A 16,914-nucleotide genomic window follows, 5' to 3' on the forward strand; every position below is an offset into this window, starting at 1 on the left:
ACAGCATCTACGATCTCCAGTTTAAAAGCTAAACTGTAATCTTTTTGGGTCTTTCTTTGATAACCCTTAACTTCCTGTTCTTTCATTTGTTAACACTTTTTGTGTCAACCTATTTTAGGACGTTACAACTTTTGAATAAAAAAGGCTCGAACTGTGTATGTGGTTCGGGCCTTTTATGTTTAGCCTGTTTGTTAATATAAGAGCTTGAAATTGGATGATCTATTGCTTAGCAGGAGATGCAACAGCGTTCACAGCGGCGCTATCCTTCGGGAATATATATTCTTTAGCCTTTTTTTGGATGTATTGAATGATATCGTAATCGGATGCGCTTTTAATGAATTGGTAATCCGGGCGGGTGTCAAAGTAAAATGTATCCAATTGCTTGCCCTGATACCCAGTAGTTTCGGCCACCAGGCTTTTGGTGAACCTGCTGTCTACGACCGAACTTTCGTAATCTTTAACAAAGACCTTTTGCAATCGCCTGGCATCTTTGCCTTCTTTACTTAGCGCGCTGTAAATGCCATCTATGCTTACAGCAAAACCAAAACCAACGCTGGTTAGGATCCTGTCGTTACCCTTGCGGTATATCTGTCGGTATTCCTCTTGTTTATTCTTCAATTTTTCGAGCGGACTCAACTTGTGGTCTTTGATCACCACTTGCTTTAATACGTTCGATTCAGGTTCCAAACGAATAGCTAATGACGGTTGCCCCTTAAATATTGTCGTGTCAGTTTTTGATCCCACGTAACTTGTCAGGATGCTATCACCTTCTTTAAACTTGGCGGCGAATTTGCCATCCTTATCACTTATAACAGAGAATTTGGCATTCAGGTCCCGGATGGTGGCGCCAATAACGGGTTTCTTATCTACCAATACAATACCCGGGATACGCTGGCTAAATGCCGTGTTTGCGAACAAGACCATGACCGACACTAATATCACTCGTTGAATGATCGAGTATTTGTATAATGCCGGTCGGTTCATATGGAGTAGTTACGATCAGGTTTCAGTTAGCTTTTACTGTGTATTGATAGTTATTGTTCAACGCCATTACTATCTTTAGTTTGTCTGCATCCATATCTACATCAAAAGTAAGATCCGTTTTGTCTACTATCGACTTTGGATAACCTTTTTGCAGGTCAAATATCATTACTCCGGAGCCGCTACCCCTGCCTTTAACAACAACTTTGTGCCCTTGTGGTTGTTTTTCCAGGTCGATAGTGTAGGCCGACGATATATCAAAGTAAGCCATATTATTCTTTACCGACGAAAGTTTGTAGGTCATTTTTACAGGTGTATCATTGTTAGCTCCAAAACTTGTCAGGTCAAAGGTCATCGTATTTACATCCCGTGTAAAAGTATCGCCTATCTTCATCGACTTGGTCGGCAGATCTATTGCCTCTATTCCTCGGGTCGCTTCACTAATAGCATCAGATATCGCTTTGCCGAAGGCCAATGTATCTATCTCCACTTTTCCCAGTTCGTTTATCGTTCCGTTAACGGTTTGGCCGATCGGTACGGCGTTCTGTCCCGAACCCGGGCGTTCTGATCCGTTAATGGTCGATCTTAAAGAATGCTCGTTGCACAAAATAGTCGCGGGGAAGGTATGGGCTGGTGTAGCGTTTGCGGTATTGATAGAAGCCACTATCCGCGTGTCTATCTCCATCACCATACGCGGCGGCGTTGCATCTGCGCCCGGATCCTGTGGCTTAGTAGGATCTTTGATGGCTAAAAAGTCGGTACTGGCTAAGCGTTTAACGGTAACGTTGTAAGTGTGTTTGGGCAGATATTTTAACTTGATCGATACAGGTTTTTGCGCTTTAGCAACTGCCGAAACCGACAACACCGCAAACAGCAGGGCAAGTTTTCTCATAACGTGATAATTGGTTTTATTAAGTTGAACTTATGATAGACAGAAATGATCAAAAATGGTTTAACCCATCGTTCAAATATCTATGCGAAAATTATCTCCTAAAACACCCTTTGCTAACATACCCGATCATTTGCTCATAGCATTCGCTCCCATTACCAAGGAGTTTCCTTATAAAGATATCCTGATCTTGCCACTTATTTATCTGTGAATTGAGTTAAATAAAGCTGGGTATAATTAGAAGATCCGGTGACTTTGGTAGCAGGGTCTAATATCTTATTGATAGATCCCGAATAAGTTCCCGACAAAATGATCTTACCATTGGGCTGACTGGCCACGTGATGCCCGGTGATGATATGCGTAGTCGCATCCGCCGATAAGCTTTTGAGCCAGATGGCCGTTCCCTTAAGGTTGGTCATTTTTAAAAGGTACGTACTCTGCATCGAAGTAGACGTCGTTGATAGTCCATCTATCGTGACAGTAGATAGAAAAGTACCTGTGGCAAAAACCTCGTTAGCCGAATTAAGAGCGATACCATTTTTATATCCCAGGGTAGAAGGCACCTTTTTTATCCAATTAAAGTCGCCGCTTGGCGCCATTTTGATGTAGGTATCATAACTTATAGAACCCGACGGGTTGTACTGGCCTGATAAATAAATATTGCCATCAGCCGATGAAACGATCTCGGTCACCCTGCTCAGATCCACCTCTGTTAATCTTTTAAGCCATACATATCTGCCAGCTCCGGTGATCTTAGTAAGCATGGTAGATCTGCCTTCGTAATACAGTGTGGTGTACTTTTTATCGATATCATAATAACCGAAATTGCCTTTTGCCGTAACCGCCAGCACCAGGTTATTGTCCTTATCTATCGTAACACAGCTGTTGATGAGCGTATTTACAGCGCCAAAAAAAGGCAAGCCCCAAAGGTTGTTACCGTTACTATCGTACTTGGCCACAAATAATTGTGTGCCGCCAACACTGGCCGGCAACGATAACGGATAATTGACCATTTTAAGCGACTCGTAATTACCGACCGCATACACGTTGCCGGATGCGTCTATCGCCAGATCATGAAAATATAACCAGTCCTGATCGCGCAGCGCGGTTGACCAAACGTAATTGCCATTATTGTCAAACTTGGCTATTAACCCCGAATATACCGAAGGGCCGTTGCCGTATTCTACTTTATTGTTCCCAAAATTAACGTTACCCTTAAATGAAGCACCGATATAAACATTACCAGCGGCGTCAAGGTTCATGGTACAATATTGTTCGTTAAAAACGCCCGTGACAGACCTGCTCCAGATGTGTTTTCCGTCCGGCGAAATTTTAATGATATACAATCCGTAATTTTCTACTGTACTTAAAGGAAATTGTTTAGTTAGCGGATCACCATAGATAGTGCCCGAAAAATAGCCGGCTATATAGATGTTCCCCGCTGCATCGGTTTTAAGGCCACGGCCAACATTACCATTTTTAAATACCCTGGTCGGATAGTAGTTGTTCAGCCAGTTTACCGGCACGGTCGGCGTTGTGGGTGTGGTCGGGGTGGTAGGCGTTGTTGGAGTAGTAGGTGTTGTTGGGGTGGTAGGAGTAGTAGGTGTATTAGTTTTAACAGTATTGGTCGGTACGGGGTCTGTCTTGGTTGAGCATGCTGAAATAAGGCACGTTAAAATGATCAAAGACAGGAAGTAAATGTGTTTCATGAATGCGCTAAGGTTTTGTATAACAAATATACAAAATACTATTAATAATAGCAAATCAAAAGATCATTTTTCAAACTGTTAAAGCATCTGTTTATAAATGTTCGGGCAGATCCTAACTATTGCCTGATAAAAAAAAATATGCGGTTTTATCCTTATACTCGCATCTCATTACATTAACCACCTCAATGAAACCTTCAAAACTATTATTACTGGCTTTTGGTGCTTTGCCTGCGCTGTTGTTTGCGCAACAGTGGCAGCCAAAAAAAGCCTTGCTTATGAGCAAATTTGCTAAGGACGTGGATCCCAACCATGTACTGCCCGAATATCCGCGCCCGCAAATGGTGCGTAAGGAATGGATTAACCTGAATGGACTGTGGGACTACCAACCCGCCGCAAACAAGAATGAAGCCTTACCCAAAGGGCCGTTCAAAAGCAAGATCTTGGTACCGTTCGCGGTCGAGTCGGCGTTATCGGGCGTGATGGAACATCACGAGAGTATCTGGTACCATCGTAAATTTAAAGTGCCTGCCAACTGGAAGGATCAGCGCGTGCTGGTACATTTCGGCGCGGTAGACTATGAGTCTGAAGTTTTTGTGAACGGCAAAAGCTTGGGCAAACATACCGGCGGTTACGATCCGTTCACTTACGATATTACCGAGCAAATAGTAGGAGAGGGTGATCAGGATATCGCCGTACGTGTGTACGACCCCACCGACAAAGGTGGCTACCCGCGGGGTAAGCAAACCTTGAACCCGCAGGGTATTATGTACCAGTCGGTTACCGGTATTTGGCAAACCGTTTGGTTGGAGCCTGTGCCTAAGGTTGGCATCAGCGAGTTAAAGATCGTGCCTGATGTTGATAAAGGTTTGGTAAAGATCACGGTCAGCATTCCGGGCGCGCCTGATAAAACTCAAGTATCGGTTGCAGTAACTGATGCAGGCAAACCTATAAGCAGCAGCATTGCCTACGCTAATAAAGAAATATCGGTGCCGGTTAAAAACGCTAAGCTATGGTCACCTGATGTCCCTTTCTTATACGATATGAAAGTGTCTGTATTGGGTAGTGATAACAAAATTTTAGATGCGGTAGACAGCTACTTTGGTATGCGTAAGATCGCTATTGCCGAAGATGGGGGCTTTAAAAAAATGTATCTGAACAATAAATTCTTGTTTCAGATAGGTCCGTTAGATCAGGGCTTTTGGCCTGATGGCGGTTACACCGCGCCTACAGATGCCGCTTTGAGATACGATCTGGAAATGACCAAAGCTTTCGGCTTTAACATGGTGCGTAAACACATTAAGGTTGAGCCGTACCGCTGGTACTATTGGGCCGACAAATTAGGTTTGTTGGTTTGGCAGGATATGCCGTCGCCAAACTCTTATACCGAGAAAGTACCGCCGGTAGAGAAAGAAGCCTTTAAGTCAGAATTGGAGCGATTGGTTAAAACGCATTGGAACTCGCCGTCGATCATATCATGGGTAGTGTTTAACGAAGCGCAGGCGCAACATAACACGCCTGAGTTGGTGGATATGGTCAAGAGGTTAGACCCGTCACGTTTGGTTAACCAAGCCAGCGGTGGTAACCACCATGGTGTTGGCGATGTGTTGGATGTGCATGCTTATCCGCCACCTGCTGTTCCATCGAGTAAGTTACAGGCACTGGCTTGCGGCGAGTACGGTGGCATCGGCTTTGTGATCCCTAACCACACCTGGAAAGTTGGCCCGACTTACATCATGATCAATAACGAGCAGGATTATCTGGATATGTACGACAGGTTCGCTACCGACCTGACCATGTATAAAACCAGTCAGGGTTTAAGCGCAGCTGTCTACACCGAGATAACCGATGTGGAGATAGAATTGAACGGCTTGCTCACCTATGACCGCGAAGTGATCAAAGGTTCGGTAGAGAAGATCCGTGCATCTAACCTTAAAGCTATTAATGACCATATTTATTTACGCGAGGTGTTGCCATCGTCGCAAGTGAATGCCCGTACCTGGAAATACACTTTTGATAAACCTGCTGATGGCTGGGAGAAAACCAACTTTGCTGATGCGTCTTGGAAAAGTGGTCAGGCCGGCTTTGGTACATCATTCACCCCGGGTGCAAATGTTAAAACGGTTTGGAACAGCAACGATATCTGGCTTCGTCAGGAGTTTACCTTAGGCGACCTTAAAGGCATCAACCGCGACGAGATCGTACTGTACATGCACCACGATGAGGATGCCGATGTGTATATCAATGGCGTAAAAGCAGCGACGGCGAAAAATTATACCTCCAGCTACACCACCATTAAAATGAGCAAAGAGGCCCAGGCCGCATTGATCGCCAATGGTAAAAATGTGATGGCTATTCATTGCGCCCAAAAACAGGGCGGCCAATATATCGATGCTGGGTTATCAGTGATCAGTAAGAAATGATAAGACATCACTGCAATCGTTTGCGGAAGTAGCAACCCTGAATAATAAAAATAAGAGGCTCAAATTGAGCCTCTTATTTTTTGTAACAACTTCAAAACATGACCGCATAGGTGTATTTATTACACGATATTTAGGCGACATCAAAACTCAACATCACTTAATGAAAAAACTTTACTTCTTAGCAGCGTCGTTATTGATATCGAATATTGGGTTCGCTCAGATCAAGTCGGCGTCGGTTTACACTATCAAGTCCTTATCAAGCGATAAATTGCTCGACGTAGCGAACTCATCACTCGAGGACGGCGCGACTGTAAACACCTGGACGAATACGGGGTCTGACGCGCAACGTTGGATCATAAACAGTGCCGGCAAGAACGTTTACACGCTGACCAATGTTGGCAGCGGTAAATTACTGCATGCTAAAACGGAGGCGTCGTCGGTAGACCAACTATCAGATACTAAAACAGAAGACGTTAAATGGATCATCAAAAAAACTGGTGGTGCTTATATATTACAGCCCGCTACCGATAATAAATTATCACTTGAGCTGGTAGGCGGCAATACTGCCGATGGCTCTAAAGTAAGCATCGCCACTACCGTGTCCGATCCGAAGCAGAAATGGGCCTTCGAGCAAATCCAACCGCAGGCTGAGGCACTTAATGCTAAAACCGTAGCCAAAGCTTTTGACGATTGGTACGATGGCCAAAAATTGGAAAAACAACGGGGCTTTTGGGATCAGGCCGAAATGCTGGAGATCGTTCTTGATGCGTACGACGTCACTAAGGATGAACGTTATAAAACCAAGTTCGAGACACTGTACAACAACTTCATTGCCCGCCACAAAACGGATTGGCAGCATAACGATTTTAACGATGACATTGCCTGGGCAGTGCTATTCAGCGTACGTGGTTACAATATGACGGGCGATAAAAGGTACCTGGACCAAGCCAAAACCCAATATGATAAAATGTACGCCCGCGCGTTCACCAACGCTTATGGCGGCGGTTTGCTATGGTATGTAGGCAAAACATCAAAGAATGCTTGTATAGAAGGCCCTGCATCTGTGGCGGCATGCTATCTGGCCAAAGCCACCGGTGATAACACATATTACGATAAGGCAGTGGCATTGTATAATTGGTCTAAAATATACCTGTTTAACGCTGCAACAGGTAAAGTGTCTGACAATGTGGATCTGGATAAAAAGACCGGTAAGCTGAAGTTCAGTTTTTGGAGTTCGACCTACAATCAGGGAACATTCCTTGGCGCAGCGGTGATGCTTTATAACCATACCAAAGAGTACACCTATTTAGAAGAAGCTGAACGTATAGCCAAATATTGCCGCGACGAGATGTATAAAGGCGGCGTGATGAATAACGAGGAAGGCGGTAACGACCTGCCCGGTTTTAAAGGCATTTTCGCTCGCTACGCCCGCATGTACACTGCCGAGACCAAGAAGGACGACTTGGTAGAATGGCTGAAACTGAATGCTAAAGTTGCCTACAATAACCGCAACAGCAAAGGTGTCACCTTAACTAATTGGGGCACCCGTACACCCGAAGTTATCTCGCAGAAAAGTGCGCCGTTCAGCACATCTACTATGGTATCGCTGATGGTGAACACATTGCCGTTCGCGGGCGCAAAATAATATTCGATCGTCCCGATCATAAACTAAGCCCCCTCAAACAAAAGGGGGCTTTTTTGTTTTGTAACCTCTGTGTCGGACCTTATGTTTTTTTAACGTTGCTATGTCACATCTTAAAAAATATTGGGGTACATTTGGTGAAACCTATCTGCTTTATAAATGAATTTTCAACAGCTTTTAGAAGAGGTAAAACAATACGTGCTGGGCTATTTTAACACCCATCACGATGATGACCTGGTCTATCACGATCTTGCGCACACTAAGGATGTTGTGGCCATAACCACCCGCATGGCCAATCATTACCAACTGAATGATGAGGATTTTTTCGTCCTGTTATCAGCCGCCTGGTTCCACGATACAGGCTATTTTGTTAACCGTGCCGAGCACGAAGATCAGAGCGCTGTGATAGCCGATGACTTTCTGAAAGGCAAGCAAGTACCGCAGGCTATCCTTGATAAGGTAAAGGGCTGCATCATAGCCACCAAAATGCCACAAAAGCCCGAAGGCTTGCTACAACAGATCATTTGCGATGCCGACCTTTTTCATTTGGGTATGTCTGATTTTAAGAGCAAAAGCAAAACCCTGCGTAGAGAGTTTGAGCTTTTTAAACACGCCGATATCGACAAAGACCGCTGGCGCGAAAAGAACATCGAATTATTGGGCGGTCACCGCTATTTTACAGATTACGCCCAGTTGCAACTGACTGATCAGCAGGAAAAGAATTTGCAGAAATTGAAAGACAAACAAACAGAAACAAAGCCCGAGAAAGATAGACCGGTATCACCCATATTGATGAAGGATGAGAATGGCGAAGCGGTGTTAAGTGGACCTGTAAAAGATAAAAGCAAAAAGGACCGGCCAGAGAAAGGCATCGAGACCATGTTCCGTATTACATCGGCCAATAACCAGCGCCTGAGTGATATGGCCGATAGTAAGGCTCATATCCTGATCACCGTAAACTCGATCATCCTTTCGGCTATCATTAGTTTGGTGTTGAAGAAGTTGGACGAGAACGCGTTTTTAGCGATCCCAAGCTTTATTTTACTGACCATTAGTTTGTTATCTATGATATTCTCTATCCTGGCGACACGTCCTTCTATTCCCGAGGGCACGTTCAATCATCAGGATGTGGAGGATAAAACGGTTAACCTGTTATTCTTCGGTAACTTTTACCGCATGCCGCTGGCTGATTATACCCAAGGGATGATCAAAGTAATGAACGATACCGATTTCCTTTACGGCACGCTTATAAAAGATGTGTATTCGCAAGGTGTAGTGCTGGGTCGTAAATACCGCTTCCTCAGGGCTGCCTATAACATCTTCATGTTCGGGCTGATCATTGCGGTGGCTGCGTTTATCATCTCGTCTATCATTCACAGTAACAACGTAGCTGTTGCCCGTTAAAAGGTTATGACCGATCATAAATATTTTGACAGGGACCTAAGCTGGCTGTCTTTTAATGGCCGTATCCTGCAAGAGGCTGCCCGCGGGGATGTGCCGTTGTTAGAGCGTGTCAATTTCCTGGCGATATTCTCCTCTAATCTGGATGAGTTCTATCGCGTTCGGATGCCTGTACTTGCCGCGCTTTCCCGCTTAGGGAAACTTAGTGGCCCTGATCCGGATACATTGGTCAGCCAGGCCCGGCAGACCATACAAACACAACAGGAACTATATGGCAAGATCGTTCGGGAGCAGGTTATTCCGGGGCTTGCTGCTAATAATGTGCGATTGCTCGTCAACGAGGCCATTCCCGAAGTTATCGTCGACGAAGTGGAAGATTATTTCTTCAGTCAGGTGATGGCTTTTTTAAGTCCGGTCGATCTGTCATTCGATAATGATTTCTTTCCTGAGAATAACTCACTTTATTTGTTAGTCCTGCTTCGCGAAGGTAGTTCAGAACGGGCAGTGGTGGTGAATATCCCATCTGATAAACTACCCCGCTTTTTTAATGTGGTAAAAGAGGGTATCACCTACATTGTCTTTATTGATGATGTGATCCGATATAATCTTGATAAGCTATTTAAGACTGAAAAGGTCATCGGTTCCTGGTCATTCAAGATCACCCGCGATGCGGAGCTGGATCTGAAAGACGAATATCCCGGCGACCTGTCCGAACAGATCGAAGCACAATTACTCAAGCGAGATTCGGGAATTGCTACACGTTTCCTTTATCAGCCCGGGATGCCTTTGCGCACTTTGCATCTGTTAAGCGATATATGGAACATTGCCGACGATAGCAGAGTAGAAGGTGGCACCTATCATAACCTAAAAGACCTTTTTGGTTTGCCGGTAAGTATCCCTGCGTTAAAATACGAGCCGTGGCCGCCCATCATTTATAACCCAACAGATCCAAGGGAATCGATATTCGAGCGCATCGAAAAGCATGATCAGCTGATCAATACGCCGTATAGTTCCTACGGTACCATCCTGCGTTTTTTTAACGAGGCCGCTCTGGATGAAGATGTGACCGAGATCTATGTGACCCTATATCGTGTAGCCAGCGATTCGCGCATCGTTAACGCGCTTATAAACGCCGCTAAGGCCGGTAAAAAAGTGACCGTATTGGTGGAGCTGAAGGCTCGTTTTGATGAAGCCAACAACCTTAAATGGGCCAAAAAAATGAAGTCGGCCGGGGTGGATGTGATCTACAGTATTACGGCCCTTAAAGTGCATGCTAAAGTGGCTTTGGTGAAAAAGCGATCGGGCGAGCGCGTTAAATATTACGGCTTGTTGGCCACCGGCAATTTCAATGAGAGTACGGCGTCTTTTTATACCGACCATATTTTGATCACCTCCAACGGCGATATCCTGCGCGAGATAGAGTTGCTGTTCATCTTCCTGTCCCGTCGCGAAAAGCCAAAGTCGGCAGATCTGATCAAGTTTAAGCACTTACTGGTAGCACAGTTCAATTTGCAAACGCGGTTCTTTGAGTTGATCGATAAGGAGATCGCTAATGCCAAGGCCGGAAAACCCGCGTCGATCAAGATCAAACTTAATAATTTGGAAGAGCGTAAATTGATCGATAAGCTTTACGAAGCATCGCAAGCGGGTGTTAAGATAGATATGCTGGTACGGAGTATCTGTTGCTTGCGCCCCGGAATAAAAGGACTGAGCGAAAACATTACTGTCAAACGTATTGTTGACAAATATCTGGAGCATGGGCGGATGTTCATATTCCATAACGGTGGACAGCCGGAGGTTTACATGGGATCGGCAGATTGGATGAACAGAAATGTTTATCGCCGGATAGAGGTTTGCTTCCCTGTTTATGATGAGCCGATCAAGCACGAACTGATAGACATCATGAACCTTCAGCTACAGGATAACGTACAAGCCGTATGGTTGAATGAGCAGATAGAGAATGTCCCGGTAGACAAGACCGCACCCCTCGTCCATTCGCAAAAAGATATTTATACCTATTTAAAAGAAAAGAAACTACCGTTATGAAGATCTCAAGTCGCCTGTCCATATTCACCCTTTCGCTGTTCAGCTTCGCTGGCATATCTTGCGAGGACAGCCGGCCATTTAAAAGTCCAACCGGCTACGATCTTACCAAGCCCGTAAAATATAATATGCCTGAACGCCTGACGGAGATATCAGGTATCGCCTTCCAAAACGGTAAGGATGATCTGCTCTATGCCGAAGAGGACGAAACAGGCCGTGTATATTACTTTAAGCTTGGCGAGAAAGACATCCAACATACCGAATTTGGCAAGGACGGAGATTATGAGGACATCGCTGTCTTGAACAGTAAGTTGATCATGATGCGGAGCGATGCTACTTTCTTTGTCTTCCCGCTTGATCAGGTGAAATTGCCCAAGGTTGACAGCGTGACCAAGATAGATAAAGCGTTACCTAAAGGCGAGTATGAAGGCATGTACGCGGATGCGAAGACCAATAGGGTCTACGTGCTTTGCAAAAGCTGCTCGGCAGATAAGCACAACAAAACTACCAGTGGCTACATCATGGCCCTGACCCCAGATGGCGGCCTGCAACAGACGGGCGAATTTAGCATCGATATTAAACAGATCACCGATATAACGGGACAAAAGAAACTTACTTTCCGCCCATCAGCAATTACCAAAAACAATAAGACGGGAGAATGGTTCATACTTTCGTCTGTGAACAAAGCACTGGTGATCGCAGATGAGAACTGGAAGGTAAAAGGGGTTTACGTATTAGATCCGTCGTTGTTTAACCAGCCCGAGGGCATGGCATTTGATAGCGCGCAAAACCTATATATATCTAACGAAGGGGATGAAATAACACCAGGTAATGTATTGAAATTCAATTATCAAAAATAATAAATGGCGTTTTCGTCTCTGTACGGTCACCTAACCCGCATCGCTTTTGTCGCGTTAAGTTTATCATTCCCAGATCCGGGGTTCTCACAAACACGTTCATCTACTGCCGATAGTATTACCATCGCTGTTGAACCTATTTATGATAAGGCATCGAAGGCACACCGTATAGTATTTGGTGAGGGGTACCGCAAACTGTGGTCAACCCCGGTAAAAATGCGCATCCTTAATATCAAGAAGGAAAAAGGCGGATTAAAGATTACTCAATTAGGCGGAGGGCAACAAACCAAATCCCTTAGGTTAGAAGACCCGACCGGGCAGGAGTGGGTGATCCGTACCATCCAAAAATATCCTGATAAAGCGTTGCCGCCAACATTGCGCAAAACTATCGCGGCAGATATCATTCAGGACCAGGTAGTGGCCGAGCACCCTTTCTCGGCGGTGGTCGTTCCGCCATTGGCCGAGGCTTTAGGTATCCCGCATGCCAACCCCGAGATAGTTTACGTACCTGATGATCCAGCTTTTGGCGAGTATCAAAAGAACTTTGCTAACCAGGTCTTCCTGTTCGAGGAACGTGAACCGCTGGACGCTAAAAAGACCGATAACACCGATAAGCTGCGCGAGAAGTTGATGGAGGATAACGATAACCGCCTTGATCAAAAAATGTATCTCCGTGCTCGTTTGTTGGATATGGTGGTGGGCGATTGGGATCGCCACTCTGACCAATGGCGCTGGGAGAAGACCAAAGACGACACCGGCGCTATCTATAAACCCGTACCGCGTGACCGAGACCAGGTGTTTTACACAACTTCTGGTATTGTGCCGTGGCTGGTATCGCATCATTTGTTGATGTCCAAATTTCAGAGTTATGAAAGCCATATCCGCTCGGTAACCAAGTGGAATTTCAACGCCCGCTACATCGACCGAGAATTTATGACACGGTTGGATGAGCAGGACTGGCGTGAAGCTATCCAAGAGGTACAGAATAAGCTGTCGGATGGATTGATCACCCGGTCGATGAAGCGTATGCCTGATACTATCTATAAGATGTGCGGCAACGACCTGATCAAAAAAATGAAGTCGCGCCGGGATGAGTTGATGACGACCGGTATTGAATACTATCGCTTTTTAGCTAAAGTGGTGGAGATAGTAGGTACTGACAAGCACGAATTTATCGACATTACTAACGAAGCCAACGGCAAACTTACCGTCACCATTAATAAGCAAAAAAAGGACGGAGAAAAGGAGCAGGTCATCTACAAACGGACCTTCATCCCCGAAATAACTAACGAGATACGCATTTACGGCATGGGCGGCGAGGACGACTTTAAGGTGCATGGCCGCACCCAACCGGGGATAACTGTGCGCATGATAGGCGGTAATGATGAGGATAAGTTTAAAATAGACAGCAACATCACCGGCAAGAACAATCTGTATGTTTACGACCGATCGGACGAGAAAAACAAGCTTCCAAAATATGGTAATGCCCATATACGTACCTCAACCGATACGATAGTGAACAACTATAACCGTAAAAGTTATGTGTACGATTTCTTTCAACCGCTGATATTGGGAAGTTACAACCGCGATTACGGTGTACAGTTCCTCGGTAAATTTATTTGGCAAAAGCAGGGCTTCCGTAAAGAGCCTTACGCTTCTCAACAAAGCGTGACTTTAAATTATGGATTTGGTGCCCACGCTTTATTGGTAGCCTATAATGGCGAATTTATTAAAGCGATAAGAAAGAACGACCTGTTAGTGAATGTCACCAGTATGGGTCCTAATTACACTACTTTCTTTTTTGGTGTCGGTAACAACAGCCAGTTCGTTAACTCCGGCACTATGAAAAGTCGTTACTATCGTAACGTGTATAATTATATGTCGACGGATATCCGCTTGCGTCGGGCCATTAATGATTGGACGGTGACTGCCGGTATTGCCGGAGCATACTATAATGCAGATAGCGACGATAACGCTAACCGTTACCTGAATATTTATGATCAGCAGCATCCAGATCAGGATGTTTTTCATGGGCAGGGGATAGTCGGCTTGGTCAGTTCTACTACGCTTGATACCCGTAATAAAAGTATCGTCCCGACCAGGGGGATCAGGTGGCATACATCGTTAACAGCCATGAAGAGCTTGGATAACGACGCTCGCAGCTACGGACAACTACAGACCGAGTTAAGTTTTTTTATCCGCCCCACCGGTGACTCTACATTTGTAATTGCCAATAGGATAGGAGGTGGCACAACCATTGGCAGCGCCGCTTACTTTCAGCAATTAAAACTGGGCGGCAACCAAAACCTGCGTGGTTATTACAGCTGGCGCTTTACCGGCAAAACGATGGCCTTTAATAATCTTGAGTTAAGGATGAAGATCGCCGATGTAAGGTCCTACTTGTTGCCGGGTACTATCGGATTGATCGGCTTTAACGATATTGGCCGCGTGTGGTCACCGGGCGAGGCATCAGACAAACTTCACGTTGGTTACGGCGGCGGCTTTTTCTTTTTACCGGGCCAGTTGGTGTTAGTACAGGGACTTGTTGGGTTCTCTAACGAAGGTGTCTATCCTTACGTATCAGCAGGGTTCAGGTTTTGATCACTTGTATAGTTCCTGGTAGTTAAAGTTGCGCAACCATTCCAGGTTGTGTTCTGCCTGTACAGTTAAACGTAACGCTTTTAAACCCGAAACTCCTTGCAGATCTTCTACTTCAAAATTTTCTACCAGGTTACCGATCACACCTTGCCTTTGCAGGATATTTATATAATGTGAGTATTCTGCTTCTTCTTCGGTCTTAGAATAGATGATAGTGATCTTGCCCGGCTGAGTTATCCGCTCATTTGTGCCTAAAACGCGCGATTTATCTATCCGCTTTTTGATCACCTCATAACGCACATTATAAGCGCCATCAATATCAAAATGTTTTTCGTCCATTCTGAAACGAATGGATATAGGATTGCTAAATACCAATATCAGTGACGTAACATCCAGCGGAAAAGGTAGCGTTTGTTTTAGGTGGTGATGCTCTATCGACATTTCGGCAATGACCATTAACTGCCATAAACGTAGCCGCCTTAGGTCTTTCTCTGCAAAGTTCAATTTGGGCGCTATAGTTGCGCCGATGTATAAGTTATGCTCAACGCCGTCTGTTTTAAAGCGCTCAAAGTAATGCGGAAAATATTTTTGAGCTTCATCCTGGCGTTTATCCATAATAACAGCCAACTTCTCGTTGATCAGCGACAGCGTTTTTTCATAGCTCCGCCTGTTCAAATGAAACTCGCCCGTCACTTCATCTATCTGCTCAAAGTAATGCGCTATCTCCTCTTGCAGATTTACAGAATATCCTGATTCATGGCGTAACAAAGGATAGATCCACGTAGCAAGGTAATTTTTGACAGATTGTTCCGAATCCGCTTTGATATTCTCCGTAAGGTCTTCTACAAAACCTTGCAGATCATTCAGGTGCTGCTCTATCAAAAATACCGAAGTGTATTGTTCCACTTGCTTCAACAGATACACTAATTGGTTCAATTGACCTGTCAGGTCGGTGATCACGCTTTTGTTACGCGTGATAGACGAATCCTTAATATCAACCTGACCGTACAACGGGTAAACATCTTTAAAAACGATCTCTTTTAAAGTGTAGTTTATCCCTGCGCTTGTCTTTTGGATATAATTCTGCGCCTCGCGTTGAAATTTCCAGTCGACGCTTGGGTGCAGCGTGGTATAGTAATTTTGGATGACCGCAGCGATCTTGTTTTGTATATCGGTAAGCTTACGATCTATGCTGTCCACAATGTACGGCATAGCCACTTCTAACTTGTGCGCGTTCACACTATTGAACTCTTTAGCCCGGTGCGATACCAGCTCCAATATTCCCAATAATTGATCATTCTTGATCACTGGGGCAAGAATAGCACTCTTGATGCCTTGCTGCTGTAACTGCTGCCCGAGGCAACTGTCGGGGTTTTTTAAAGTAAAATCATCCACATCAGCTATCGCGAAGTACGAGCCGCGTTTGATGATCTTATTGAACGATTTAGAGCATAATGCCTCGTCACATTCCTGATCCGGTTTGCCGCTCATCATATAACTTTTGGTCTTTTGCCCAAAAACTTTACTCGAGAACCGACCTTCTTCCTGATCGTACGATGTAAAGCCGATATCGATATCAGTGACTTTGAATATCGATTTAAATATCGAACTCATGCTGTCCTGCAGATCGGGTGCGTTATCAGTACCCAACAAGCTGCTTTTTAATGATGATACCGCGTTCTCTACCGTCACATCTACTAATGACATGAGCGAGAACCCCTTCAATATCCATGCACCCGAGGGGAAGGTCTTTTTCCAAAGTGCAAGATCATCGTAGTTGTTCATCAACTTATTCAGATCTTTTTGTGTTAGTATGGGGGCATTTTCCGTCGCGACTATCTCTACAAAATCGGCATTATACAGGATGCGGTAATGTTTCATGATGCCACGGGCATCAGGTATATCGGCAAAAAGCGGTTTGCTAAAATTAAGTTGCGTGCCGTAAAATTCGTTAAGGATGATGCAGCAGCTGGCGATATAAAATTGATGCTCATCAAAATCCCGGATATTCAGGTCGAATTCTTTCCCCGCAGCATCAAGAATGCTTTTAAAGCGCCGGGTATGATTAAAGTTAATATTAAGAAATGGCAGCGATACCGCTTTGATCTCGTTATCGGTCAAGATCGCTGGGAAGATCTCGGCAAGCAGATGCGATATTACTTCAGCATCCTGCTCTATTTGTTCGGCACTAACAAAGCCGTCGCGCAGTTCGGGGTAGGGGCTAATTTCTTTTAAGATCGACTTGGCGCGTTCGGCCTCGTATCCCGTGGCATTAGCGGCAATATCTTCGTATCTCTCAATGATCTTATGAAAGGACAGCTCGATCTTGAAGGGATTGTCTAAAAACTGCGGAATAAGCATTAATGGTAAACGT

The 16,914-nt window shown here is 44.9% G+C and carries 10 protein-coding genes; 6 read left to right on the forward strand and 4 right to left on the reverse strand.

Features of this window, described 5'->3' with window-relative positions; all coding sequences use genetic code 11:
- Window positions 1-219 precede the first annotated feature (219 nt).
- The 3 genes from IRJ16_RS00005 to IRJ16_RS00015 form a co-directional block, all read right to left on the reverse strand.
- Complete coding sequence (locus tag IRJ16_RS00005) at window positions 220-984, reverse strand: hypothetical protein (protein WP_194109461.1); 765 nt, start codon at window positions 982-984, stop codon at window positions 220-222.
- A gap of 22 nt (window positions 985-1,006) precedes the next feature.
- A complete protein-coding gene (locus tag IRJ16_RS00010) occupies window positions 1,007-1,873 on the reverse strand; it encodes a hypothetical protein (protein ID WP_194109462.1) in 867 nt (288 codons plus the stop codon).
- A gap of 194 nt (window positions 1,874-2,067) precedes the next feature.
- Window positions 2,068-3,579, reverse strand: a complete 1,512-nt coding sequence (locus IRJ16_RS00015) for an NHL repeat-containing protein (RefSeq protein WP_194109463.1) — start codon at window positions 3,577-3,579, stop codon at window positions 2,068-2,070.
- A gap of 185 nt (window positions 3,580-3,764) precedes the next feature.
- On the opposite strand from IRJ16_RS00015, the gene IRJ16_RS00020 reads away from it, so the two are divergent.
- From IRJ16_RS00020 to IRJ16_RS00045, 6 genes are all read left to right on the forward strand, one after another.
- Window positions 3,765-5,999, forward strand: coding sequence for a glycoside hydrolase family 2 protein (locus IRJ16_RS00020; RefSeq protein ID WP_194109464.1), 2,235 nt, complete (start codon window positions 3,765-3,767; stop codon window positions 5,997-5,999).
- 160 nt (window positions 6,000-6,159) lie between these two features.
- Complete coding sequence (locus tag IRJ16_RS00025; RefSeq protein WP_194109465.1) at window positions 6,160-7,644, forward strand: glycoside hydrolase family 76 protein; 1,485 nt, start codon at window positions 6,160-6,162, stop codon at window positions 7,642-7,644.
- A gap of 156 nt (window positions 7,645-7,800) precedes the next feature.
- Window positions 7,801-9,045 carry a Pycsar system effector family protein gene (locus IRJ16_RS00030; protein ID WP_194109466.1) on the forward strand — a complete coding sequence of 415 codons (1,245 nt, stop codon included), beginning with the start codon at window positions 7,801-7,803 and terminating at the stop codon, window positions 9,043-9,045.
- A gap of 6 nt (window positions 9,046-9,051) precedes the next feature.
- Entirely contained in the window at window positions 9,052-11,088 is a 2,037-nt protein-coding gene (gene ppk1, locus IRJ16_RS00035; RefSeq protein ID WP_194109467.1) for a polyphosphate kinase 1, read from the forward strand.
- Entirely contained in the window at window positions 11,085-11,945 is an 861-nt protein-coding gene (locus IRJ16_RS00040) for an SdiA-regulated domain-containing protein (RefSeq protein WP_194109468.1), read from the forward strand. The genes ppk1 and IRJ16_RS00040 overlap by 4 nt, the downstream gene beginning before the upstream one ends.
- Window positions 11,946-11,948: 3 nt before the next feature.
- Entirely contained in the window at window positions 11,949-14,543 is a 2,595-nt protein-coding gene (locus tag IRJ16_RS00045) for a BamA/TamA family outer membrane protein (RefSeq protein ID WP_194109469.1), read from the forward strand.
- Here the strand turns inward: IRJ16_RS00045 and IRJ16_RS00050 are convergent, their stop codons facing one another.
- A complete protein-coding gene (locus IRJ16_RS00050; protein WP_194109470.1) occupies window positions 14,544-16,901 on the reverse strand; it encodes a GAF domain-containing protein in 2,358 nt (785 codons plus the stop codon).
- Window positions 16,902-16,914 lie beyond the last annotated feature (13 nt).

It is taken from the genome of Mucilaginibacter myungsuensis (assembly GCF_015222005.1).
In the GTDB taxonomy this organism is placed as follows: domain Bacteria; phylum Bacteroidota; class Bacteroidia; order Sphingobacteriales; family Sphingobacteriaceae; genus Mucilaginibacter; species Mucilaginibacter myungsuensis.

Coding starts and splice junctions, on each gene's coding strand:
- ppk1 (WP_194109467.1), top strand. CDS start 9,052: ATGACCGATCATAAATATTTTGACAGGGACCTAAGCTGGCTGTCTTTT.
- IRJ16_RS00050 (WP_194109470.1), bottom strand. CDS start 16,901: ATGCTTATTCCGCAGTTTTTAGACAATCCCTTCAAGATCGAGCTGTCC.
- IRJ16_RS00020 (WP_194109464.1), top strand. CDS start 3,765: ATGAAACCTTCAAAACTATTATTACTGGCTTTTGGTGCTTTGCCTGCG.
- IRJ16_RS00025 (WP_194109465.1), top strand. CDS start 6,160: ATGAAAAAACTTTACTTCTTAGCAGCGTCGTTATTGATATCGAATATT.
- IRJ16_RS00040 (WP_194109468.1), top strand. CDS start 11,085: ATGAAGATCTCAAGTCGCCTGTCCATATTCACCCTTTCGCTGTTCAGC.
- IRJ16_RS00015 (WP_194109463.1), bottom strand. CDS start 3,579: ATGAAACACATTTACTTCCTGTCTTTGATCATTTTAACGTGCCTTATT.
- IRJ16_RS00045 (WP_194109469.1), top strand. CDS start 11,949: ATGGCGTTTTCGTCTCTGTACGGTCACCTAACCCGCATCGCTTTTGTC.
- IRJ16_RS00030 (WP_194109466.1), top strand. CDS start 7,801: ATGAATTTTCAACAGCTTTTAGAAGAGGTAAAACAATACGTGCTGGGC.
- IRJ16_RS00005 (WP_194109461.1), bottom strand. CDS start 984: ATGAACCGACCGGCATTATACAAATACTCGATCATTCAACGAGTGATA.
- IRJ16_RS00010 (WP_194109462.1), bottom strand. CDS start 1,873: ATGAGAAAACTTGCCCTGCTGTTTGCGGTGTTGTCGGTTTCGGCAGTT.